The organism is Saccharothrix sp. HUAS TT1, assembly GCF_040744945.1.
In the GTDB taxonomy this organism is placed as follows: Bacteria; Actinomycetota; Actinomycetes; order Mycobacteriales; family Pseudonocardiaceae; genus Actinosynnema.
Genome location: NZ_CP160453.1, coordinates 5,269,206 through 5,294,774, shown reverse-complemented (window position 1 = coordinate 5,294,774; position 25,569 = coordinate 5,269,206). Strand labels below are relative to the sequence as shown.

General features: G+C 73.5%; 7 protein-coding genes. 2 read left to right on the top strand and 5 right to left on the bottom strand.

The genetic code is table 11. From position 1 onward, the window contains the following. The first annotated feature begins 211 nt into the window (after positions 1-211). Together AB0F89_RS24050 and AB0F89_RS24045 are read left to right on the top strand one after the other, a co-directional pair. On the top strand, positions 212-793 hold the full coding sequence (locus AB0F89_RS24050) for a transposase (RefSeq protein ID WP_367127832.1): 582 nt from the start codon (positions 212-214) through the stop codon (positions 791-793). Positions 794-822: 29 nt separating this feature from the next. Beyond that, complete coding sequence (locus AB0F89_RS24045) at positions 823-1,023, top strand: hypothetical protein (RefSeq protein WP_367127831.1); 201 nt, start codon at positions 823-825, stop codon at positions 1,021-1,023. 659 nt (positions 1,024-1,682) lie between these two features. Here the strand turns inward: AB0F89_RS24045 and AB0F89_RS24040 are convergent. The 5 genes from AB0F89_RS24040 to AB0F89_RS24020 all read right to left on the bottom strand — a co-directional run bounded on the left by AB0F89_RS24040 (position 1,683) and on the right by AB0F89_RS24020 (position 25,529). Beyond that, complete coding sequence (locus tag AB0F89_RS24040; RefSeq protein ID WP_367127830.1) at positions 1,683-2,858, bottom strand: zinc-dependent alcohol dehydrogenase; 1,176 nt, start codon at positions 2,856-2,858, stop codon at positions 1,683-1,685. After that, the gene (locus AB0F89_RS24035) at positions 2,855-3,853 is read right to left on the bottom strand and encodes an SRPBCC family protein (protein WP_367127829.1); all 999 of its coding nucleotides are present in this window, start codon (positions 3,851-3,853) and stop codon (positions 2,855-2,857) included. The genes AB0F89_RS24040 and AB0F89_RS24035 overlap by 4 nt, the downstream gene beginning before the upstream one ends. Positions 3,854-4,583: 730 nt before the next feature. Then, a complete protein-coding gene (locus AB0F89_RS24030; protein ID WP_367127828.1) occupies positions 4,584-5,090 on the bottom strand; it encodes a hypothetical protein in 507 nt (168 codons plus the stop codon). A 109-nt stretch (positions 5,091-5,199) separates the two neighbouring features. Then, positions 5,200-16,062, bottom strand: coding sequence for an amino acid adenylation domain-containing protein (locus tag AB0F89_RS24025; protein ID WP_367127827.1), 10,863 nt, complete (start codon positions 16,060-16,062; stop codon positions 5,200-5,202). Next, positions 16,059-25,529: an amino acid adenylation domain-containing protein gene (locus tag AB0F89_RS24020; RefSeq protein ID WP_367127826.1), complete on the bottom strand. Its 9,471-nt coding sequence runs from the start codon at positions 25,527-25,529 to the stop codon at positions 16,059-16,061. Before AB0F89_RS24020 ends, AB0F89_RS24025 begins: the two co-directional genes overlap by 4 nt. Between the last annotated feature and the right edge of the window lie 40 nt (positions 25,530-25,569).

The following is a 25,569-nucleotide window of genomic DNA, read 5'->3' as shown; positions in this document are numbered from 1 at the left end:
GTGAGCTGTGCGCACAACGCCACGAACCGGCGTTCGACGCCCTTGCCGGAACCGTTGCGCCAGTCGCCCGCCGAGCCCTGCGACAGAGTAAGAGCGCCTGAGTGCCCGTTTCCGAGCTTGGGTTGGTGGAGGGCTTTGGTTCGGACGCAAGGAACTCCTGGTAGATCGGACGTTGTCGAAGCGCCGCTCTGCCAGGAGTTCCGTTGTTGTCGTGCCCGATGCCCGCGGGCGGGTCGACCGCAGGTTCCCAGTGTTGCCGTCTGTCCGCTTCCCACCGGCCCACCCGACGGACGGCCCGGTATCCCACCGACGTCACCGACGGCCAGTGGGTCGAGCTGGATCCGTTGTCGCCCGATCCGGCGTGTCTGGCCGGTCGGGGTGGGCGGTGGGAGAAGCACTGCCGTCGGGTGATCGTGGACGCGGTCCTGTACGTGGTCGACGACGGGATCAAGGGCGGGCTCTGCCGGCGGACTTCCCGCCGTGGCCCACGGTCTACAAGCGTTTCGCCGCGTGGGAGAAGGTGGGTGCGTCGCAGCGGCTGCTGGATGCGTTGCGCGACCGCGTCCGCCTGGCGGAGGGCCGGGCCACGCGCGGGTGGGGCGGCGGGAAAAAGGTCGCCGGCCGCAAGCGGCACATCGTCGTGGACACCATGGGGGCTGCTGTTGGCCGTGTTGGTCACTCCGGCCTCGACGCAGGACCGGGTCACCGCCCGCAGCCTGCTGCGGCGACTGCGCGACACCACCGGGAACGGGCCACGTCGGTGTGGGCCGACGGTGGCTACACCGATCCCTGATCGACTGGGCACGCAGGGCACTCCGCCTGGTGGTGGAGATCGTCCAACGTCCGCAAGTGCCGTACTTCACCGTGCTGCCCAAAAGGTGGGTGGTCGAACGCACTCTGGCCTGGGTCACCGGACACCGCCGCTGCGTCCGGGACCACGAACGACTGTGCCACCACCACGAGGCCGTGGTGCGCTGGGCGATGATCCGCATCACCAGCCGCCGACTCACCCAACCCCAGTAGCTCGAAAACGGCTACCGAGACCGAACCGACTGGCTGACCGGTCTTCGGACCGACCGCAACTCACGACGCCTGACGCAGGCCGAACAATAGATGGTTATACCCGAGAAATTCCGTACCGGTTGTTCGATTGCGGCAGATATTCGAAGACCCCGCCACGGGCGAACACCGACGTCGGCGGGGTCGTCATCCGGCGGGGTGACGCGATCCTCGCCGGGTACGCGCCGCTGGGCCGTGACCCGGCACGACACGGCACGGACGCCGACGAGTTCGACATCACCCAGGCGGACGAATCGCACGTCGCGTTCGGTTGCGGCGCGCACTACTGCCCGGGCGCCGCCGGCCCGGCTGGAGGCGACGATCGCGTTGCCCGCGCTGTTCGACCGGTTCCCGGCGATGGCGTTCGCGGTTGCGCCGGAGGGGCCGGCGCACCTGGACTCGTTCATCTCCAACGGTTACCGCGCGCCGCCCGCTCACCCTGGCGGAGAAGAGGTCGGGCAGCTCGTCTGCGATCGTCGTGATCACCCGCTCGGGCAGGCCTCCGTCGGCCAGCACCCCGACGGCCACCTGGCGCGGCGCACTCATGTGATCCCCTCGCTCGTCGGGGCCTCCGGTTCCCCGGGACGGGCCACACCACCCGACCCGGCGGACCGGCGCCGCCCTCAGGGTTTGAGGACGACCTTCTCGCAGTTGTCCTGCTTGTTCTTGAAGATGTCGAAGCCGTGTTCCGCCTCGTCGAGCGGCAGGGTGTGGGTGATGATCCGGGTCGGGTCGATGTCCCCGCGTTCGATGTGCTCCAGCAGCGGCTTCATGTAGCGCTGCACGTGGCACTGCCCGGTGCGCAGGGTCAGCGACCGGTTCATCCACGCACCGGCGGGGAACTTGTCCAGCAGGCCGCCGTACACGCCGATCACCGAGACCACACCGCCGCTGCGGCACGACATGATCGCCTGGCGCAACGCGTGCGGGCGTTCGGTCTCCGACCGCACGGCTTGCTTGATCCGGTCGTAGGCGGCGATGTGCGCGCTGCCGTGGGTGGCCTCCAGGCCGACGGCGTCGACGCACTTGTCCGGGCCGCGCCCACCGGTCAGCTCCAGCAGCCGGGAGCGCACGTCGACCTCCTCGAAGTTCACCGGCGTGTGACCCGCCCGTTCCGCCAGTTCCAGCCGGTAGGGCTCCTTGTCGATGGCGATGACCTGCGCGGCGCCCAGGAGCCGGGCGCTGTCCATGGCGAACTGGCCGACCGGTCCGGCGCCCCAGACGGCCACCACGTCGCTGGGCTGGATGTCGCACATCTCGGCGCCCATGTAGCCGGTGGGCAGGATGTCGGACAGGAACAGCACCTGCTCGTCGGTCAGGTCGGACTCGATCTTCAGCGGGCCGACGTCGGCGAACGGCACCCGCGCGTACTGCGCCTGACCGCCCGCAAAACCCCCGGTCAGGTGGGAGTAGCCGAAGATCCCGGCGACCGGGTGGCCGAACATCTTCTCCGCGATCCCGGCGTTGGGGTTGGAGTTCTCGCAGCAGGAGTACAGCTCGGCTGCGCAGGCGGCGCACGCGCCGCAGGCGATCGGGAACGGCACCACGACCCGGTCCCCGACGCGCAGCCGGCCCGGATCGACCCCTGAGCCGACCTCGACCACCTCGCCCATGAACTCGTGCCCCAGGACGTCCCCGTCCTGCATGGTCGGCACGTAGCCGTCGACCAGGTGCAGGTCCGAGCCGCAGATCGCGGTGGAGGTGATCCGGACGATCGCATCGCGGCTGTTGAGGATCTTCGGGTCCGGCACGTCGCGGACCTCGACCTTGTTGCGGCCCGCCCAGGTGGTAGCCCTCACGCGTCCGCTCCCTTCGCGAGCTCGGAATCCGACAGGGGTTGCGCGGGGCGTTGCGGGAACTCCTCGCGTGCCCTCTTGCCCCACGGGGCGCCGTCGGAGCGGACCACCTCACCGGTCTCCACGACCTGCTTGAACCGGCGCAGGTCGTCGTCGAGCTGCTGGTGCGGCTCCTCGCCGAAGTACTTGGCGACCGCCTTGCCGACCGCGCCGCCCGGGATGTCGTACACCAGGACGACGAACACCTCGGTGCTCACACCGTCAGGGGCGGGCGTGAAGTGCACCGTGCCGGCGTTCGGCACGGCGGTTTCCCCGATCGACCGCCACACGATCTTCTCGCCGGGCGTCTCGTCGATGATCTCCGCGTCCCACTCGACGTCCTTCCCGAACGGGGCACTGGCCGTCCAGTGGCTCGTCCGGTCACCGGTGGTGCGGACCTGTTCGAGGTGCGCCATGAACGTCGGGAGGTTCTCCAGGTCGCGCCAGAACGCGTAGACCTCCGACGCCGGTTTGCGGATGGTTGTCGTTGCCGTCAGTTCCACGGATCCTCCTGTACGTGCGCCCCGCGCCGCCGGCGCGGAACTGGTGCGTGCCTCCCGGGTGGCCTGCACGGCGGTCAGCAGGTCCAGTGCCGTGATCCCGGCGACGGCGCCGGTGACCCCGACCAGCCGTCGTCGGCGGCCCCCGCCGCGGTGGGCGAGGGCCACCCCCAGCGCGGTCAGGTCCATCGCGTCGCCCACGACCCTGGTCCACGCCCAAGCGCCCTTCCGCCGGCTCGTCAGGAGCCCGGCCGCGTGGACCAGCTCCCTCGCTCCGACGACCGGCACCACCGCCCGCGACCGCGCGGAATCGTCCACCCCGCTGAGCCGGCGCACCGCACCCGGCGCCGCCAACTGCACCACGCCCAGGGCGAAGCTCAGCCAACCCAGTCGCCGGCCCCGCCCCTGCACCTCGTCCTGCCTTCTTCGCCTTCCAGCCAGGCTTGCCGGTGGGGTCATGGGCGGCCTCCGCATCCGATCGCGCACTGTGGAACGCCTCGGTGCGCAGGACCCGGGACGCGACTGACGTGACCTCGGCTACCCCCGGGCGCTCCGGCCAACCCACCAATCGAGCACCGCGCGGAGGTGGTAACCGACCGTGGCTGCCGAGCGATGGCTCCCGGTTGGACTCCGCAGGCGCGGATTCCACAGCCGCTCCGACGGGCAAGGCGAACCGCGCCACGTCGGTGTCCGCCTTGCCGCGCCCGACCGCGCTCGCCGAGCGGATCGCCACCGACCACCACGTGGGGAAGGCAACACTGAGGTTCCCCCGATATCCGAGGTGGTTGTTACCTGGATCGGGTCGGTGCTGCCGGGATGGCAGTCAGCTCTGTCCGGGCTGCGTGCCAGGCGGCTTCGCACTCGTCGGGGCTGAGCCGGCCGAGGTCCTTTGGATGCGTTCGGTTCCAAATACCACCGAATCCAACCCCATACCGCCGATCAAACCCTCCTTTGACCTGAACTTTCACCACGCACGATGAGTCACCCGTAATCATGCGGAAACTGCGCGAACAGTCAGCCTTCGTCGTGACGTCCCAGGTCATGGCGCAGGCTGCGCGGTCGGGTGCTGGACGGGCTGGGCCCCGACAGGACCGCAGTCGGCCAAGATCCGATGCCCCGACCGGGAGCCTCGCCGTGCGGTGGTCCGGCTGCGGCAACATCCCGGTGCAGCCCGTTCCCGGTACGGCGATCAGCGAGCCCCGCAAAGGGCGAAACGTACCGCCGTTCCGAGCGCAGGGGTGGGCGCCGCCGACGCCCACAGACGCCGAAAGACCCGCCGCGCGTGGGGTGCGGGACGGGTTATACGGGTCATGTCATGGTCTCGTTGTCCTGTGCGACGAAGCCTCGCGGGGTCCGGACTTACTGGCCGAACAGGCTGACGTCGACGTCGACGACCTTGAAACGACTGTCGTTGTGGCTGTCGGTGGCGGCGCCACCGCTGGTCCGGGCGCACGGCGCCCTGGTCGGGTTCCCCGAGCCCGGCGAACTTCTGCGCGTAGTAGCCGGCGATCCGGTCGGCGCCGTCTTCGCCGACGGTCTCGCCGGCGACCTCGCGGACGCGTCCGGTGATCTGCGCCTCGGCCCGGCTGAGCGCGATGAGCAACTGCCCGCTCAACTCGTCCGGCGTGGTCCGGACGATCCCGTCGGCGAACGTCGCGTCGACCAGCGCCCCGTCGGCGTCCACGGTGACCGTCACGACGCCGTTGGGGCTGGTGATGCTGCGAGCCCGCGTTCGACTTCCGACGGGACGGCTCCGGCCCGGTCTGCTCGGCGGTGTCGGTCGACGTGGCGGCGACCTGAATCCGCTACCCGGTCCGGGTTGCGGCTAATGCGGCGATGGTTTGGTGGGTGAAGACGTCCCGGGAGGTCAGGTGGAGCCCGGCGGCGCGGGCGTTGGCGACGACCTGGAGGCTGAGGATGGAGTCGCCGCCGAGGTCGAAGAAGTTGTCGTGCACACCGATCGCGTCGGCGCCCAGGACCCTGGTCCAGATCCCGGCCAGCAGGCGTTCGGTCTCGGTGCGAGGAGCCACGAACGCCTCCTCGGTCTGGTGGTGGTCGGGAGCGGGCAGGGCGGCGCGGTCGAGCTTGCCGTTGACCAGCAGTGGCATCCGGGGCAGGACGGTGAACGTCGTGGGGACCATGTAGCGGGGCAGGCGCTCGGCGGCCACCGCGCGCAGCCGTGCCGGGGAGAGCCGTTCCGGGTCCGCTGCCGGGACCACGTAGGCGGCCAGGTGGGCGGCGCCGGTGCGCCGGTCGTGGCGGACCAGGACCGCGGCTCGGGCGACCTCGGGCGCGGCCTCCAGCACGGCCTGGACCTCGCCCAGCTCGATCCGGTAGCCGCGGATCTTGACCTGGTCGTCCGCGCGGCCGACGAACTCCAGCTGGCCGTCCGGCCGCCACCGCACCAGGTCGCCGGTGCGGTACATCCGCTCCCCCGGCCCGGCGAACGGGCAGGCCACGAACCGGTGCGCGGTCAGCCCGGGTCGGTCGTGGTAGCCGTGCGCGACACCCGGACCGGCCACGTACAGCTCGCCCGCCACCCCGACCGGCACCGGCGCCAGGCCCGGGTCCAGCACGTACAGCCGCGCGCCGCCCACCGCGCGGCCGATCGGCGGGGCCGAGCCGTCCGGTGGCACCGGGTCGCTCAGCGTCGCCAGCACGGTCGTCTCGGTGGGGCCGTAGCCGTTGACCAGCCGGCAGGTCCGCGCCCAGCGGGACGCCACCTCCGCCGAGCACTCCTCGCCCGCCGCGATCATCGTGTGCAGGTCGGGGAAGTCCCGCTCGGGCACGGTGGCCAGCACCGACGGCGGGACCAGGGCGTGGGTGACGCGCTCGTCGGCCAGCACGTCGCCGAGCCGTTCACCGGCCAGCAGCTCGCGGGGGGACACCACCAGCGTGGCGCCGCTCAGCAGGGTGGCGCACAGCTCCAGCACCCAGGAGTCGAAGCTCGGCGAGGCGAACTGCAGCACCCGGCTGCCCGGCCCGATCCCGCAGCTGTCGATCACCGACGCGGCGAACGCCGCCAGGCCCGCGTGCGACACCACAGCGCCCTTGGGCACGCCGGTCGAGCCCGACGTGTAGATGACGTAGGCCGCGCCGTCGGCCGGGAGCGCGTCGGGCAGCCGACCCGGGGGGCCGTCCACCTCGTCGACCACCGCCGCGCGGACACCCGGCACACCGGAGACCACGCCCTCCCACTCCCGGGACACCAGCACCAGCGCCGGCTCGACGTCGGAGAGCATCAGCTCGATGCGGGCCGCCGGGTACTCGGGGTCGACGGGCACGTACACCGCGCCGGTCCGCATGACGGCCAGCGCGCACACCACGGCGTCGACCGACCGCCCGACCACGACCGCCACCGCGTCGCCGGCGCCGATCCCGCGACCGGCCAACCGGCGGGCCAGGTCCTCGACCCGGGCGGCCAGCTCGGCGTACCCGACCGCTGTCGCGCCGCACTCGACGGCGACCGCGTCCGCGACGCCGGCGATCCGGGCGGCGAACAGCTCGGGCAGCGCCACCGGCTCGACGTCGGAGGCCACCGAGGCCGTCAGCCGCCGCGACTCCTCCGCCGACAGCAGCGGGACGCCGCCCACCCGCCGGTCGGGATCGGCCACCACTCCGGCCAGCACCGTGGACAGGTGGCCGCCCAGGCGGCGCACCGCGTCCGCGTCGAGCAGTTCCGCACGGTGGTAGACGACAGCGGTCAGCTCGTCGCCGCGCTCGTGGAACTCCAGCATGAGGTCGAAGTCGACCGCGTCGACGGGCGGTGCGACGTCCGCCACCCGCAGGCCGGGCAGCTCGACCGCCGACTCGGCCGCGCCCTGCAGCACGACCAGCGTCCGCACCAGCGGCACTCGGCCGGCCACCCGTTCCGGCGCGAGGAGCTCCACCAGCTTCTCGAACGGCATCTCGTCGTGCTCGAAGGCCGCCAGCACGGTCTCCCGCACCCCGGCAAGCAGCTCCTGGAAGCTCAGTGCGGGGTCGACGTCGGTGCGCACCACGACGGTGTTGACGAAGAAACCGACGACCTCGTCCAGCTCCTGCCGGCCGCGCCCCGAGGTCACCGTCCCGACCGCGACGTCCCGTTGGCCCGCGTAGCGGCTCAGCAGCAGTTGGCAGGCGGCCATCAGCACCATGAACACCGTCGCCCCGCAGCCGCGACCCACCTCGCGCAGCGCCCGCCCGATCCCGGCAGGGAGCTCGAAGACGTGCACCGCGCCCGCCGGGGACACCTCGCCGGCGTGGGACGGGCCCGCCGGCCACGGCAGCGGCGTCAGGCCGGCCAGCCGATCGCGCCAGTAGGCGGTGAGCTCCTCGCCCACCGAGCCGGTGAGCCGGTGTCGCTGCCACGCCGCGAAGTCCCGGTACCGCACCGGTGGCGGGGGCAGCTCGGCGGACGCGCCGCGGACGGCGGCGGTGTAGGCCGCGCCGAGGTCGTGGAGCAGCACGTCGAACGACCAGCCGTCGACCGCGAAGTGGTGCACCGACCACACGAGGACGTGCTCGTCGGGCCGCAGGCGCGCCACCCGCACCCGCAGCACCGGCCCCCGCGCCAGGTCGAACGGCTCCGCGCACCAGGCGGACAGGGTGACGGCCAGCTCGGCCTCCGCCAGGTCGGTGACCGGGACCGGCACCGGACCGGCCGGGTGGACGACCTGGGTGACCCGGCCCTCGGCGGCGGTGACCGTCGTGCGCAGCGCCTCGTGCCGGGCGACGACGGCGGCCACGGCCTCCCGCAGCGCGGCGAGGTCCAGGTCTCCGGTGAGCCGGATCGCGCGGGTCGAGTTGTACGCGGTGCTGCCCGGCACGAGCTCCTGCTGGACCCACAGCCGGAGCTGGCCGAACGACAGCGGCGTGGGTTCGTCGTGGTCGAGTCGGGGGATGGCGCCGGTCTCCCGGGCTCCGGCCGTCCGGCCCGTCGCCACGGCCGCCGCCAGCGCCCCGAGCGTCGGCGCGTCGAAGACGTCGCGCGGGGACAGGGCGACGCCCAGCTCGGCCCGCACCCTGGACACCAGGCGGATGCACAGGATGGAGTCGCCGCCGAGGTCGAAGAAGTCGTCGCCCAGGCCGATCCCCTCCACGCCGAGCAGCTCGCCCCAGAGGCCGGCGAGCGCCTGCTCGACGTCGGTGGCCGGGGGCACGTGCTCGGCCTCGGCGAGGCGGCCGGTGGGCCGGGGCAGCGCCGCGCGGTCGAGCTTGCCGTTGGCGGTGAGCGGCAGGGAGGGCAGGACGACGACGTCGGCCGGGACCAGGTGCGCGGGCAACGACGCGGCGAGCCCGGTCCGCACGGCCTCGGGCGTCGGCGGTCGGCCGCCGGGCGGCGGCGCGACGTAGGCCACGAGCCGCGGCCGGCCGTCCTGCCGCCAGACGTCGACGACCGCCTCACCGACCTCGGGTCGGGCCAGCAGCGCGTGCTCGACCTCCCCCGGCTCGATCCGGTACCCGCGCACCTTGACCTGCCGGTCGACGCGCCCGAGCACGTCGAGGTTGCCGTCCGCGCGCCACCGCGCCAGGTCGCCCGTGCGGTAGAGCCGGGAGCCGGGCGGTCCGAACGGGTCGGCGACGAACCGCTCCGCGGTGGCCCCCGGCCGCCCGAGGTATCCCCGGCCGACCCCGGCCCCGCCCGCGTAGAGCTCACCCGGCACCCCGATGGGGACCACCCGCAGCCGGTCGTCCAGCACGTGGAGCCGCGTGTTCGCCAACGGTTGCCCGACCGGCACGGGCGCCTCGGCGTCACCGGGTCCGGTGGTGGTGAAGACGGTCACCGCGATCGCGGTCTCGGTGGGGCCGTAGGCGTTGTGGAAGCGGCGGTCGACGGCCCACCGCGACACCAGGTCCGGCGGGCAGACGTCACCGCCGACCGCCACGGTGACCAGGTCGGGCAGGTCCCGGTCGTCCAGGCCGGCCAGCAGTGCGGGAGGGAGCGCGACCTCGGTGATCCGCTCCTCGCGCAGCCGGTCGGTGAGCCGTTCGGCGTCTTCGGTGGAGGAGGGCGGGGCGAGGCAGAGCGTCGCCCCGGCGGTCAGCGCGCGGAACACGTCCCAGGTGCCGCCGTCGAAGCTCATCGAGAACAGCTGCAGCACCCGGCTGCCCGGTCCGGTGCCGAACCGCTCCGCCGTCGCGAGCACGGTGTTGCACAGCGACCGGTGCTCGACCAGCACGCCCTTGGGCCGGCCGGTCGATCCCGAGGTGAACACGACGTAGGCCAGGTCGTCCGGGGAGACCCGCACCGGCGGCGGGGTGTCCGGGCGGCCGGCGAGCACCAGGTCCTCCAGGCAGGTCGCCGCGCCCGGAGCCCTGGCCGCGAGCCGGCGGCTGGTCAGCACCAGGGCGGGGGCCGCGTCGTCGGTCATCACCCGCAGCCGCTCGGCGGGGTACGCCGGGTCCATCGGCAGGTACGCGCCGCCGGCCTTGAGCACCGCCAGCAGTGCGACGACCAGGTCGGCGCCGCGCTCCAGCAGGACCCCGACCAGCGCGCCGGGCCGCACCCCCGCCTCCACGAGGTGGTGCGCCAGGCGGTTGGCCGCGGCGTCGAGCGCGGCGTAGGTCAGCTCGTCGCCGCCTTGGCGGACCGCGACGGCCTGCGGGTGCTCCCGGGCGCGGTCGGCGACCAGCTCGTGCGCGCACCGGTCGAGGAACCGGTCGTCCCCGGTGTCGGTCCACCGGTCCAGTGCCCGGTGCTCCTCGGCGGTGCGCACGGGGAGCGCGCCGACCGACCGCGCCGGGTCGTCGGCGATCGCGGTGAGCAGCACGCGCAGGTGCGCCGCCAGCCGGGTGACCGTGTCGTCGGTGAACAGGTCCGGGTCGACGTGCAGGGTGACCTCGAGGCGGTCGGTCGTCCTGGCCACGAGGTTGAGCGGGTAGTTGGTGCCGGTGTTCGCGCTGCCCCCGACCAGCCGCACCCCGGAGACCGTGCCCAGGTCGGCCTGCACCGGGTAGTTCTCGAACACGACGATGCTGTCGAACAGCGCGGCGCCCGCCGGCAGGTCGCTGTAGGAGCGCACCCGGGTGAGCGGCAGGTGCTCGTGCTGGCGCGCCTCGACCCCGGCCTCCTGCAGGGCGCGCAGCCAGTCGAGCAGCGGCCGGTCCCGGTCGACGGTGACGCGGACCGGGATCGTGTTGATGAACAGCCCGATCATGGCGTCCACCCCCGGCAGGTCGCCCGACCGGCCGGAGACGGTGGCGCCGAAGCAGACGTCCGGGCCGGCGCCGTGCCGGGTGAGCAGGATCGCCCACGCCCCCTGAAGCAGCGTGTTGACCGTCAGGTGCTCGCGCCGGCACAGCGCCGACAGCCGGTGGGACACGTCGGCCGACAGGCCGATCTCCACCTCGCGGGAGGACCTGGCGCGGTGCGCGGCGGTGGGCCTGCGGTCGTACGGCAGGGGCGTGGTCGAGGACAGCCCGGACAGCTGCCGCCGCCAGTGCCGTTCCGCGTCCGCGGAGGACCAGCCGAGCTGCCACTCGATGTGGTCGCGGAACGGTCGGCGCGCGGGCGCCTCGACGGGGCGTCCGGTGAGCAGGGCCGCGTGGTGCGCGAACAGGTCGGCGAAGACGGCGGACAGGCTCCACCCGTCGACCAGGACGTGGTGGATGGTGAAGACCAGGTGGACGCGGTCGGCGGACAGGCGCACCAGCGTGAGCCGCATCAGCGGGGCGGTGGCCAGGTCGACCCCGGCGGCCTTGTCCGCGTCGGCCACCCGGCGCAGCCGGTCCTCCAGCTCGGCGGGCGCGGTGGCGCTCAGGTCCTGGTGGGTGACCGGGAGCCGGACCGCGCGGTGGACCACCTGCAGCGGCTGGGGCACGTCCTCCCAGACGATCGCGGTGCGCAGCGTGGGCGTCCGGTCCACGACGCGCTGGAACGCCTCGGCGAGCAGTTCGGGGCGGTCGACCCCGTCGAGGGTCAGGCGCAGCTGCTCGGTGTAGAGGTCGGAGCCGGGCTCGGCGAGCGCGTGGAAGAGGATGCCGGTCTGCATGGCGCTGAGCGGGTAGACGTCCTCGACCTGCCGGCCGGTGCCGCAGATCCGGTCCACCGCGGCCTGGTCGAGACCGGCCAGCGGGAAGTCCGAGGGGGTCGACCCGCCGGTCCCGGGACGCGTGCAGTGCTCGATCAGCTCCTGCAACGCGCGCAGGTGCTCGGCCGCGAGCCCGGCCACGGTGGCCTCGCGGTGCAGGCCGGTGGAGTACACCCAGGTGAGCGTCAGCTCCTCGTCCTCGACCACGCCGACGACCCCGATCGTCTGGGTCAGCCGCTGCCCGGGGTCCTGGTCGGCGCCCGGCCGCTCCGGGAGCACGCAGTACGCGCTCGCGGGGTCCGCCGCACCGGAGGCGAACTGGCCGAGGTAGTTGACGGTGATCGCCGGCTCGACTTCGAGGTCGGGCACGCCCGCGAGGTAGCGCAGCACGCCGTACCCCACGCCGCGGCCGGGCACCGCCCGCAGTTGCTCCTTGACCGACTTGATGGTGCCGTCCCAGCCCGACTCCGGGTCGACGTCGAGCACCAGGGGGTACAGGCTGGTGAACCAGCCGACGGTGCGGGAGAGGTCGACGTCGTCGAACAGCTCCTCCCGACCGTGGCCCTCCAGCCCGACGAGCACCCGCCGCCGCCCCGTCCACCGCGCCAGCACGGGTCCGAGCGTGCTCAGCAGCACGTCGTCGATCCGGGTCCGGTAGGCGCCGGGGACCTCCTTGAGCAGCGCGCGGGTCCGGCCCCGGTCGAGCCGGACGCGCACGGTGGCCAGGTGGGCCACGGTGTCGGGCCCGGTGTCGTCGGTCGGCGGCGGGGGCACGGCCCTGGCCTCGGCGGCGGTCCGGGTCCAGTGGGCGATCTCGTCGGCGGCCCCGCCGCCGGTGGCCCACGCGGTCAGCCGCCGGGCCCAGTCGGTGAAGGAGGTGGTCGGCGTGCCGAGGTCGACCGGCTCGCCCCGGGCCGCCTGGTGGTAGGCGCGGTCGAAGTCGTCCAGCAGGACGCGCCAGGACACGCCGTCGACCACGAGGTGGTGCGCGGTGAGCAGCAGCCGGGGCCGGCGGCCGGCGCCCAGGAGGAACACCTGCGCGCGCAACAGCGGACCGGTGGCGAGGTCCATGCCGGTCTGCGCGGCGCGGGCCGCGCGGTCGATCTCGGCGTCCTGCTCCGGCGGCGGCAGCGCGCCGAGGTCGAGCCGCTCGAAGCCGTCGGCCGCGACCGGCTCGACGTGCTGGCGCCGCTCGTGGGTGTCGAACCGGGTGCGCAGGGCATCGTGGTGGGCGTGCAGGGCTTGGACGGCGGCGCGCACGGCCCGCGGGTCGGCGTGCTCGGCCAGTTCCAGGTACACGGCCTGGTGGAAGTGGTGCGGCGCGTGCCGGACGGTGTCGAAGAACCAGTGCTGGATCGGGGTGAGGGGGGCCGGTCCACCGGACGGCGCGGTCTCGGGCCGGGGGCTGTGCGCGGTCGCGGCCGCGGCGAGGGCGGCGATGGTCTGGTGGGTGAACACGTCCCGGGAGGTGAGGTGCAGGCCGGCGGCGCGGGCGTGCGCGACGACCTGGAGGCTGAGGATGGAGTCGCCGCCGAGGTCGAAGAAGTTGTCGTGGACGCCGATCTCGTCAACGCCCAGGACGCGGCTCCAGACGGCGGCCAGGGCGTGCTCGGCGGTGGTGCTCGGCGCGGTGACCTCCTCGACCGCCTCCCTCCGGTCCGGCGCGGGCAGCGCGGCCCGGTCGACCTTCCCGTTGTCCAGCAACGGGATCCGGTCCACGATGGTGATCGCCGAGGGCACCATGTACCGGGGCAGCCGCTGTTCGACCAGTGCCCGCAGCTCCTTCGGCGAGGGGGTGGCGCCGGCCGAGGGGACGACGTAGGCGAGCAGGACGTCCGGCTCCCGCTGGGCCACGACCACCGCCTGGTCGACGCCCTCGGCCTCGACCAGCACCGCCTGGACCTCGCCCGGCTCGATCCGGTAACCGCGGATCTTCACCTGGTCGTCGGCCCGCCCGACGAACTCCAACTGCCCGTCCGCCCGCCACCGCACCAAATCTCCGGTGCGATACATCCGCTCACCCGGAACACCGAACGGACACGCCACGAACCGCGACGCGGTCAGGCCGAAGCGATTCCAGTACCCCCACGCCAGACCGGGGCCGGACACGTACAACTCACCGGTCATGCCCACCGGCACCAACCGCAACCGATCGTCCAGCACGTACCCGCTGGTATTGGCGATGGTCCTGCCGACCGGCACGGTGTCCTCGGTGTGGACTTCCTCGCCGACGTGGTGGCAATGGGTGAAGACCATGCTCTCCACCGGGCCGTACCCGTTGAGCAGCAACACATCCGGGTGCTCGGCCCGCGCCCGCCGCATGTGCCGCAGAGAGGCGACCTGACCACCGGTCATCACCTGCCCCACCGCGTCGAACACACCCGGGTAGTGATCCACCATCGCGTTGAACAGGCTGGCGGGCAGCAGGACCGTCGTCACCTTGTGCCGCGCCACCAACCTCTCGATCTCGTCGGCGTCCGGTGTCTGCCCACTCTGGAGAACGCTCGTGCCACCGTGCAACAACACCGACCACAACTCCAACGCCAAACCATCCCACCAGATCGGCGCACTCTGCACCACCACCTCATCCGGCCCGAACCGGATGTAATCCTGACCGAAAAAAGTCCGCAAAACCGCCCCGTGCGACGACGCCACACCCTTCGACACACCCGTCGAACCCGACGTGAACAACACACACGCCAGATCACCACCCGACACAGCGCACGACGGAAGATCATCAGGACACCGCTCGATCACCGACCAATCCGAATCAAGACAAACCACCAAAACACCACCCGCGCCAATGCCGCTGAAGCGGTCACGGAAACGCTCCTGCGTCAACACCACCCGCGCACCCACATCCGCCACCATGAACGCGATCCGATCAACCGGATAATCCGGATCAACCGGAACGTAAGCCGCACCCGCCTTCAGCACGGCGAGGATGCCCACGACCAGCTCGACACCGCGGTGCGGCGACAGCACGACCCTCGACCCGCGCCCGACCCCGAGGCCGGTGAGGTAGGCGGCCAGCCGGGCGGCCCGGCTGTCCAGCTCTCCATAGGTCAGCACGACATCGCCGTGCACCACCGCAACCGCATCCGGCCGAACCCGAGCATGCCCCTCGACAACCCCATGCACACCGACATCCCGAGGAAACGACGTCACCGGACCACGCCCCACCGCCAACAACGCCCGACGCTCCTCAACGGACAACAGCGGCAACTCCCCCACCCGCCGACCCGGGTCCGCGACCACCCCGCGCAGCAAGGTCACCAGGTGCTCGGCGCAGTGGCGCGCCCACTGCGCCCCGAACAGCTCGGTCCGGTAGAACAGCGCGCCTTCCAACCGGTCGTCGTGCTCGGTGAATTCGAGCATCACCTCGAAGTTGACCGACGTCGCGGGGATGGCGATCTCGTCGACGCGCAGGTCGGGGAGGCCGGCTGCGGCCCGCGGCGCGTTCTGCAGCACGACCATGGTCCGCACCAGCGGTGTGCGGCCGGCGATGCGCTCCGGGGCGAGCACCTCCACCAGCTTCTCGAACGGCAGCTCGTCGTGCTCGAACGCGCCGAGCACCACCTCGCGCACCGAGGCGAGGAAGCGCCGGAACGGCTGCTCCTCGTCCACGTCGGACCGCAGGACGACGGTGTTGACGAAGAACCCCACCACCTCGTCGAGGTCGGGGTGCCCGCGCCCGGAGGTGACGGTGCCCACCGCGACGTCGCGCCGGCCGCAGTAGCGCGCCAGCAGCACCTGCCAGGCCGCGGTCAGCACGGTGAACAGGGTCGCGCCGCACTCGCGGCCGAGCCGCCGCAGCGCGACCGCGACCTCGGTCGGGACCTGGAAGTGGTGCACCGCGCCGCGCGACGACTCGACCGCGGGGCGGGGCCGTTCGGTCGGCAGTTCGAGCACCGACATCCCGGCCAGCCGCTCGCGCCAGTAGTCGAGCAGCCGGACCCCGTCCGGTCCCGCGAGCCGGTCCCGCTGCCACGCGGCGAAGTCCGCGTACCGGACCCGCGGCCCGGTCGGGGCCGCGTGCGGGTCGGCGTACAGGGCGCCCAGCTCCCGCACGAGCACCCCGAACGACCACCCGTCGATCGCGATGTGGTGCACGGCCAGCACGAGGACGTGCTCCTCCGGGTCGAGCCGCAGCAGGGTCGCCCGCAGCACCGGTCCGCGCACCAGGTCGAACGCGAGCCCCGTCTCGGCGCGGAGCTGTTCGTCCAGCTCGGCGGCCAACTCCGCGCGGTCCAGCTCGGTCAGGTCGATCGTCGTGATCGGCTGGCCGTCGGGCGGCTGGACGACCGGGGTGACGGTGCCGTCGGTGGACAGGAAGGTGGTGCGCAGCGTCTCGTGCCGGTGGACCAGCGCGTCGAGCGCGCGGCCGAGCGCCCGCTCGTCGAGCCGTCCGGTCAGCCTCAGCGCCACCGTCGAGTTGTACGAGGTGTCGTCGGGGTCCAGGGTGTGCAGGAACCACAGCCGCCGCTGGCCGAACGACAGCGGCGGCGGGCCGCCGTCCGGCGCCCTGGTGATGGTGGCCGTCGCGTCCGCACCGGCCACGTCGTCCGCCTCGCCCGCCAGCCTGCGGAGCAGCAGTTCGCGGACGTGCTCGGGGAGGGCAGCCATCCGCGCGTCGTCCGCCGACGAGGTCGTCATGTCGTGCCTCCTGCTCGTGGCTGGTCGCCGGCGGTCGCCAGGTCCTCGACCAGCGCGAAGACCTTCTGCCGGACGGTGTCGCTCAGCGCGGCGACGGTCGGGTTGTCGAAGACCTCGCGCGGCGAGAGCGCGACCCCGAAGGCGGCGGACACCCTGGCCACCAGGCGGAGGACGAGGATCGAGTCGCCGCCGAGTTCGAGGAAGTCGGCGTCCGGTCCCGAGGGCTCGACGCCCAGGACTTCGGCCCAGACGCGCAGCATCGCCCGCTCGGTGGGGTTGGCCGGACGGGCCGCCGCCGGTCGGGTGGGGCGCGGGTCGGGCAGGGCGTCGCGGTCGAGCTTCCCGTTGGGGGTCGACGGGAGCGCGGTGAGCGGCACGACCTGGGCGGGCACCAGGTGCTGGGGCAGCGATGCGGCGAGCAGGTCGCGCAGGTCGGCCGGGGACGGGGCGGGTGTCCCCGGCGGCGGCGCCACGTAGGCCACCAACCGGGCCGGGCCCGCGTCGTCCCGCCACAGGACGACCGCGGCCGCCGCGACACCGGGGTGGGCCAGCAACGCGTGCTCGATCTCGCCCGGCTCGATCCGGTGACCGCGCACCTGGACCTGCCGGTCGGCCCGCCCCAGGAACTCCAGGTTCCCGTCCGCCCGCCAGCGGGTCACGTCCCCGGTGCGGTACAGCCGGGAGCCGGGCGGGCCGAACGGATCGGCCACGAACCGCTCGGCGGTCAGCGCGGGACGTCCGACGTACCCGCGCCCGACGCCCGCGCCGCCGACGTACAGCTCGCCGGGCACCCCGACCGGCGCCGGCCGCAGCGCGGCGTCGAGCACGTAGACCCGCACGCCGGCCAGCGGGCGGCCGATGGGCACCCGGCCGGCGCCGGACGCCTCCCCTGCCGGGACCGCCTCGAACGCGGTGGCCGCGATGGCGGTCTCGGTCGGGCCGTAGCAGTTGAGCAGCCGACGGTCGCCGGCCCACGCCGCGACCAGGTCGGGTGGGCAGACGTCGCCGCCGACCGCGACGACCCGCAGGCCGGGCACGGCGTCCGGGTCGACGGTCCCCAGCAGCGCGGGCGGCAGCGCCACCTCGCTGATCCGGTCGGCTCGCAGCTGGTCGGCCAGCCAGGTCGTGCTGTCCCCCGGTCGGGCGAGGCAGAGCGTGGCGCCGGAGGCCAACGCGCGGAACACGTCCCAGGTGCCGCCGTCGAAGCTCATCGAGAACAGCTGCAGCACCCGGACCCCCGGCCCGGTTCCGAACCGGGACGCGGACGCGAGCACGGTGTTGACCAGGGACCGGTGCTCGATCAGCACGCCCTTGGGTCGACCGGTGGAGCCGGAGGTGAAGATGACGTAGGCGAGGTCGTTCGGGGTCACCGGCACGGCGGGCGGCGCGACCGGGTCGCCGTCGGGGTGCTCCCGGTCCACGGGCACGACCCGGGCGGGCGTCCCGTCGAGGCGGTGGGCGTGGCGGCTGTGCGTCAGCACCACGGCCGGGGCCGCGTCGGCGACCATGACGGCCAGCCGCTCGGCCGGGTACGCCGGGTCGATCGGCAGGTACGCGCCACCCGCCTTGAGCACTCCCAGCAGCCCGACGACCAGGTCCAGGCCGCGGTCCAGCAGGACACCGACCACCGCACCCGGGCCGACGCCCAGCCGCACCAGGTGGTGCGCGAGGCGGTTCGCCCGGGCCTCCAGCCCGGCGTAGGTCAGGGTGTCCGCCCCGTGCGCCACGGCCACCGCGTCCGGCGTCGTCCGCGCGTGCCCGGCCACCAGCTCGTGCACGCACAGCCCGGCCGGGTGGCCGGGGTCGGTGGCGTTCCACCGCCGCACGAGTGTCCGGTGCTCCGCGTCGGACAGCACCGGCAACCGGTCGGGCGACCGGTCCGGGTCGGCGGCGATCCCCTCGAACAGCGCCCGGAGGTGCCCGACGAGCCGGTCGACGGTCGGCTCGTCGAACAGCGCGGGGTCGAAGTGCACCAGGAACGACAGCGGCGCGCCGGGGTAGGCGACCAGGGTGATCGGGTAGTTGGTGCCGGTCTTCCCGGTGACCGAGCGCAGCGTGAGGCCGTGCGCCGCGGCCAGGTCGGCGTCGATCGGGTAGTTCTCGAACACCACCACGCTGTCGAACAGCCGCGCCCCGGTGGGGACCTCGCTCACGGCCTGGATGTCGGCGAGCGGGACGTACTCGTACTGCCGGGACTCGACCTGCCGGTCCTGGAGTTCCCGCAGCCACCCGGCCAGGTCGTCCCCGCCGACGGTCACCCGCACCGGCAGCGTGTTGATGAGCAGGCCGATCATCGAGTCGACGCCGGGCAGCTCCGGCGGGCGGCCCGAGACCGTGGCGCCGAAGCACACGTCGGCCCGGCCGCCGTAGCGCGCCAGCAGCAGCGCCCACACGCCCTGCACGAGCGTGTTCACCGTGACCCTGGCCCGCCGGGTGAACGCGGTCAGCCGGTCGGAGACCTCGGTGGGGAGCTCGAACCGCCGCGCGGCGTGGGAGTAGACGCGGTGCCCCCGGCCCGGCGGCCGGTCGTAGGGCAGCGGGACCGGCTCGGTGAAGCCCGCCAGCACACCGCGCCAGTGGCGCATCGCGACCTCGGCGTCCTGGGCCAGTTGCCAGGCGACGTAGTCCCGGTAGGGCGGGCGGTTCCCGGGGGTGACCCGGCTGCCGCCGGCGAGCGCGGCGTACTCCGCGAACACCTCGGACAGGACCGCCATCACGCTCCACCCGTCCAGCACGACGTGGTGGAGGGTCCACAGGAGGTGGACGCGGTCGTCGGTGAGGCGGAAGACCACGACCCGGAACAGCGGCGCGGCGTCGAGCTCGACACCGGCCGCGCGGTCGGCGTCGAGGTGGTCGGCGAGCCGGCGTTCCCGGTCGGCCTCGGTGAGCCCGCGCCAGTCGGCGTGGGTGACCGGCGCCCGGACCTCGACCCGGACCACCTGGACCGGCCGCGGAACGCCCTGCCACACCACGGCGGTGCGCAGCGCGGGCGTCCGGTCCACCACTCGCTGCCAGGCGAGGTCGAACAGGTGCGGTCGGGTCACCCCGTCCAGCACCAGCGACAGCTGCTCCAGGTAGGGGCGCGAGTCGGGGTCCAGCAGCGCGTGGAACAGCATCCCGTCCTGCATCGGCGCCAGTGGGAAGACGTCGGCCACCGCGCGCCCGTCCCCGACCAGGCCGTCCACCGCGGGCTGGTCGAGGGCGACGAGCGGGAAGTCCGACGGCGTCCGCCCGCCGGCGCCGGCCTCGGCGCAGTGCTCGACGATCTCGCGCAGCGCCGCGACCAGGTCCGTCGCGAGCGTCCCGACCACCTCGTCGTCGTAGACCTCCGCCAGGTAGGTCCAGCTGAAGCCGAGCCGGTCCCGCTCGACCGCGCCCACCACGTCGAGCAGGTGCGGACGGGGCGCGGCCGGGTCCTGGTGCAGGCCGATCGGGGACACCGAGGTGAACAGGCCGCCGCGCGGCGGCGTGAACCGCCCGAGGTAGTTGAAGCAGACCTCGGGGTACGGGTCGGCGGCGAGGTCGGTGACGGGATCGGCGCGCAGGTGGCGCAGCGCCCCGTAGCCCAGGCCGTGCCGCGGGACCTGGTGGACCTGCTCCTTGGTCGCCTTGAGCGCGGCGCCCCACCCGCCGTCCCGAACGGCGTCGAGCACCAGCGGGAAGTGCGTGGTGAACCAGCCGACCGTGCGGGACACGTCGACGTCGAGGATCGGCTCCCGCCCGTGGCCCTCCATGCCGATGAGCACCCGGTCCCGCCCGCTCGACGCGGTCAGCACCCGCGCCAGCGCGGTCAGCAGCACGTCGTTGACCGTCGTGCGGTAGACGCGCGGGACGTCGTGGAGCAGGGCCCGCGTGGTGGTCGGGTCGAGTTCCGCGGTGATCACGCGGGTGGCGCCGGCGGGGGTGGCGGCGCCTCGCCTGGGCACGGCTTGGGCCGCGGTGCGCCGGGCAGGGTCGGTCCAGTACGGGATCTCGTCGTCCAGGCGCCCGGCCGCGACGTGGTCGGCCAGCCGCCGGGCCCAGTCGGTGAAGGAGGTGGTCGGCGTGCCGAGGTCGACCGGCTCGCCCCGGGCCGCCTGGTGGTAGGCGCGGTCGAGGTCTTCGAGCAGGACGCGCCAGGACACGCCGTCGACCACGAGGTGGTGCACCGCGAGCAACAGCCGGGGCCGACCGGCGGCGGCGCCCACCAGGACGGCCCGCAGCAGCGGTCCCGCGACGAGGTCCACCCCGGACGCCAGCGCGGTTTCGAGCACGGTGGCCACGTCCCGGTCGTCGACGGCGAGGACGGGACCGGCGGGGACCGGGGCCACTCGCTGCCGCCCGTCGGCGCCGAACGTCGTCCGCAGCGCGTCGTGCCGGGCCAGCAGGGCGGCCAGGGCGGTGTCCAGGGCGGTCGGGTCGACGTCCGGGTCGAGGTCGGCCACCACGTACTGGTGGAACGGGGTGTCGGGCCGGTACCGGTCGAAGAACCAGTGCTGGATCGGGGTCAGCGGGGCGTCACCGGCCGGGTCGCCGGTCGCGGGGAGGGCGGGTCGCGGGCCGGTGGCGGTGTGACCGGCCAGCGCGGCGATGGTCTGGTGGGTGAACACGTCCCGGGAGGTGAGGTGCAGGCCGGCGGCCCGCGCGGCGGCGACGACCTGGAGGCTGAGGATCGAGTCGCCGCCGAGGTCGAAGAAGTTGTCGTGGACCCCGACCTCGGCCACGCCCAGCGCCCGGCGCCACGCGTCGGCCAGCACGCGTTCGGCGTCCGTGCGCGGGGCCACCGGTTCCTCGGCCGCTCGCCGGTCCGGCGCCGGCAGGGCATCGCGGTCGACCTTCCCGTTGTCCAGCAGCGGGATCCGGTCCACGAGGGTGAACGTCGAGGGCACCATGTACCGGGGCAGCCTGCGCTCCAACCACGCCCGCAACTCCGGCGCCGACACCGGGCCCGCGGGCACCGCGTACGCGGCGAGCGATGCCGCCCCGGTGTGGTCGTGGTGCGCCACGACCACCGCCTGGTCGACGCCCTCGGCCTCGACCAGCACCGCCTGGACCTCGCCCGGCTCGATCCGGTAACCGCGGATCTTCACCTGGTCGTCGGCCCGCCCGACGAACTCCAACTGCCCGTCCGCCCGCCACCGCACCAAATCTCCGGTGCGATACATCCGCTCGCCGGGAGCGCCGAACGGACACGCCACGAACCGCGACGCGGTCAACCCGAAACGATTCCAGTACCCCCACGCCAACCCCGCACCGGACACGTACAACTCACCGGTCACACCCACCGGCACCAACCGCAACCGATCGTCCAACACGTGCATCGACGTGTTCGCGATCGGCCGACCGACCGGCACGGTGTGATCGGTGTGGACCTCCTCGCCGACGTGGTGGCAGGTGACGAAGACCATGCTCTCCACCGGGCCGTACCCGTTGAGCAGCAACACATCCGGGTGCTCGGCCCGCGCCCGCCGCATGTGCCGCAACGACGCGACTTGCCCGCCCGTCATCACCTGCCCCACCGCGTCGAACACACCCGGGTAGTGATCCACCATCGCGTTGAACAGGCTGGCGGGCAGCAGGACCGTCGTCACCTTGTGCCGCGCCACGAGGGCGGCTATTTCGTCGGCGTCCGGGGTCTGTCCACTCTGGAGAACACTCGTGCCACCGTGCAACAACACCGACCACAACTCCAACGCCAAACCATCCCACCAGATCGGCGCACTCTGCACCACCACCTCATCCGGCCCGAACCGGATGTAATCCTGACCGAAAAAAGTCCGCAAAACCGCCCCGTGCGACGACGCCACACCCTTCGACACACCCGTCGAACCCGACGTGAACAACACACACGCCAGATCATCACCCGACACAGCGCACGACGGAAGATCATCAGGACACCGCTCGATCACCGACCAATCCACATCCAGACAAACCACGGACACACCACCCGCACCAGCACCGACATCAGTGAAGCGGTCACGGAAACGCTCCTGCGTCAACACCACCCGCGCACCCACATCCGCCACCATGACCGCAATCCGATCAACCGGATAATCCGGATCAACCGGAACGTAAGCCGCACCCGCCTTCATGATCCCCAGGATGCCCACCACGAGGTCGACATCCCGGTGCAACGACAGCACCACCAGCGAACCCCGACGGACCTCCAACCGCCGCAGGTGCTCCGCCAACCGCGCGGCCCGGCTGTCCAGCTCCCCGTAGGTCAGCACGACATCGCCGTGCACCACCGCAACCGCATCCGGCCGAACCCGAGCATGCCCCTCAACAACCCCATGCACACCGACATCCCGAGGAAACGACGTCACCAGACCACTCCCCATGGCCAGCAACGCCCGACGCTCCTCGACGGACAACAGCGGCAACTCCCCCACCCGCCGACCCGGATCGGCCACCACCCCGCGCACCAGGGTCATCAGGTGCCCGGTCAGCCGGGCGGCCCAGTCCTCGTCGAACAGGTCCGAGCGGTAGGTGAGGGCGCCGTCGAGCCCGTACGGCCGGCGCCACAGCTCGATGGTGAGGTCGAACAGCGCGAACGGCTGCGGCAGGACCAGTTCCGCCGCGGCGACCCCGCCGAGCGCGGGAGGTTCGGCCGGCGCGTTCTGCAGCACCAGCATGACCTGGACCAGCGGGTTGCCACCCCCGGTCCGCTCGGGTGCCAGCAGCTCCACGACCTGGTCGAACGGCACGTCCTCGTGCTCGAAGGCGCTCAGCACGGTGTCCCGGACCGCGCCGAGGTGGTCCTCGAACGAGGCCGTCGGTTCGACCTGCGACCGCAGCACCACCGTGTTGACGAAGAAGCCGACCACGTCCGCGAGTTCCGGCCGGGTGCGCCCGGTGGTCGCGGTGCCGATCGCGACGTCCCGCCGCCCGGTGTGCCGGGCCAGCAGCGCGGTGACCGCGGCGGCCAGCACCGTGAACAGCGTGGCGCCGGAGCGCCGGCCGAGCAGTTCGAGCCCGACCACCACCTCGTCCGGGACGTGGAACCGGTGGACGCCGCCCCGCGGCGTGCCGGGTCCTCCCGCGGTGTCCGCCGTGGACAGTCGCAGCGGGCGCAAGCCGTCCAGCCGGTCCCGCCAGTACGCCAGCCGGTCGGCGAACGCCGGACCGGACACCGAGTCCCGCTGCCACGCGGCGACGTCCGCGTAGCGCACCGGCGGCGCCGGCAGGTCCGCGCGCGCACGGCGGCGGGCCGCCTCGTAGAGCGGCCCCAGGTCGCGGGCGAGGACGCCCACCGACCAGCCGTCGGACACGATGTGGTGCGCGTTGAGCACCAGCACGTGCTCCTCGGGCGCGCACCGGACCAGCAGCGCCCGGAACAGGGGGCCGGTGCGCAGGTCGAACGGGCGCTCGACCTCGTCGGCCAGGCAGTCCGCCAGCCCGGTCTCCCGCCGGTCGGCCGGCAGGTCCGACAGGTCGGCGAACCCCAGCACGGCCGGTGGCGCCGGGCGGACGGTCTGGACGCCGTGCCCGTCGAGCCAGTCGAACGTGGTGCGCAACGCCTCGTGCCGCTCGACCAGCCCGGTGAGCGCGGTGGCGAGCGCGGCCGGGTCGAGCGGGCCGGACAAGCGGTAGCCGACCGGTGTGCTGTAGTCGGCGGTGTCCGGGCTGAGCTCGTGCTGGAACCAGAGCCGTTGCTGCGCCGGGGACATCGGCGCGGTCGCACCGGTGGTGGGGGTGAGCGCCCGGTCACCGGCCGGGCGGGCGAGGCCGGCCACGGCGGCGACCGTCGCCGCGGCCATCAACCGGGCGGCCGGCACCGTCAGCCCGTGGTCCCGCGCCAGGGCGAACGAGACCCGCATCGCGGCGATCGAGTCGCCCCCGAGGTCGAAGAGGCTGTCCTCGGCCCCGACCCGGTCGACTCCCAGGACACCGGCCCAGACCTCGGCCACGACCCGCTCGGTGGTGGTGCGCGGCGCGACGAACCCGGTGTCGGGCCGTTGGCGCGCGGGTGCGGGCAACGCGGCCCGGTCCACCTTGCCGCTGGCCAGCAGCGGCAGCGCGGCCAGCACGGTGATCGCGGTGGGCACCAGGTACCGGGGCAGCCGCGCGGCGACCCACTCGCGCAGCCGGCTCGCCGTGACCGGCGGTCCGTCCGCGACCGGCACCACGTAGGCGGCCAGGTAGGCGGTCCCCCGCTCGCGGCGGGCGATGACGACCGCCCGGGCCACTCCGGGCGCGGCCGCGAGAGCCGCCTCGACCTCGCCGGGCTCGATCCGGTAACCCCGGATCTTCACCTGGTCGTCGGCCCGCCCGACGAACTCCAACTGCCCGTCCGCCCGCCACCGCACCAGATCCCCGGTCCGGTACATCCGCTCACCCGGAACACCGAACGGGCACGCCACGAACCGCAGCGCGGTCAGGCCGGAACGATTCCGGTAACCCCGGGCCAGACCGGGGCCGGCCACGTACAACTCCCCCACCGCGCCCGACGGCACCGGCGCCAGTGCGCCGTCCAGGACGAACACCCGGTGCCCGGCGATCGGCCTGCCGATCGCCGGAACACCGCCGTCCGGCTCCACCGGGTCGCTGACCGACACCACCACCGTGGCCTCGGTCGGCCCGTAGGCGTTGACCAGCCGGCAGGTCCGCGCCCACCGGGCGGCGACCTCGGCCGGGCACGCCTCGCCGCCGACGACGAGCGTGTCCAGGTCCGGGAACGGCCGGTCCGGCACCGTCGCCAGCACCGACGGCGGGATCAGCGCGTGGGTGATCCGGTGCCCTGTCAGCACGTCGGCGAGCAGCTCACCGGCGAGCAGGTCCCCATCGGGCACGATCAGCGTCGCACCGGACAGCAGCGCGGCGCACAGCTCCAACACCCACGCGTCGAAGCTCGGCGAGGAGAACTGCAGGAACCGGCTGCCCACGCCGACCGCGCAGCGCTCGATCACGTCCGCCGCGAAGGCCGCGACACCCCGGTGCGTGACGACCACGCCCTTGGGCGCACCGGTCGAGCCGGAGGTGAAGATGACGTACGCCGGGGCGTCGGGCGGCACCGGCGGCCAACCCCGCCCACCGGCCGTCCCGCCCTCGACCAGCCCGCCGGCGGCCACCACGAGGGTGGGCACGGCGACCGCCTCGCGGAAGGCGTGCGACACGAGCACCAGCACCGGTGCGGCGTCGGCGAGCACGAAGCCGATCCGCTCGGCCGGGTGCCGCGGGTCCACCGGCAGGTAGGCCGCGCCCGCCCGCATCACCGCCAGCGCGCACACCACCGCTTCGACCGAGCGCTCGACCAGCACCCCGACCACCTGCCCCGGTCGCACCCCCCGGTGCGCCAGCACCTCCGCCAGCCGCTCGACCCGCTCGGCGAGTTCGCGGTAGCTGACCGGCGCGCCGCCGTTCTCGACCGCGACGGCGTCGGCGAACACCGCGGCCCGCGCCGCGAACAGCTCGGGCAGCGCGACACCGGACGGGAAACGGGTCAGCGGCTCCGGTGACCCGGCGGCGTGCGACGGGCTGGTGGTCATGGGGCCTCCCGACGAGTGGGCGGTGCTACGGCGTCCGATC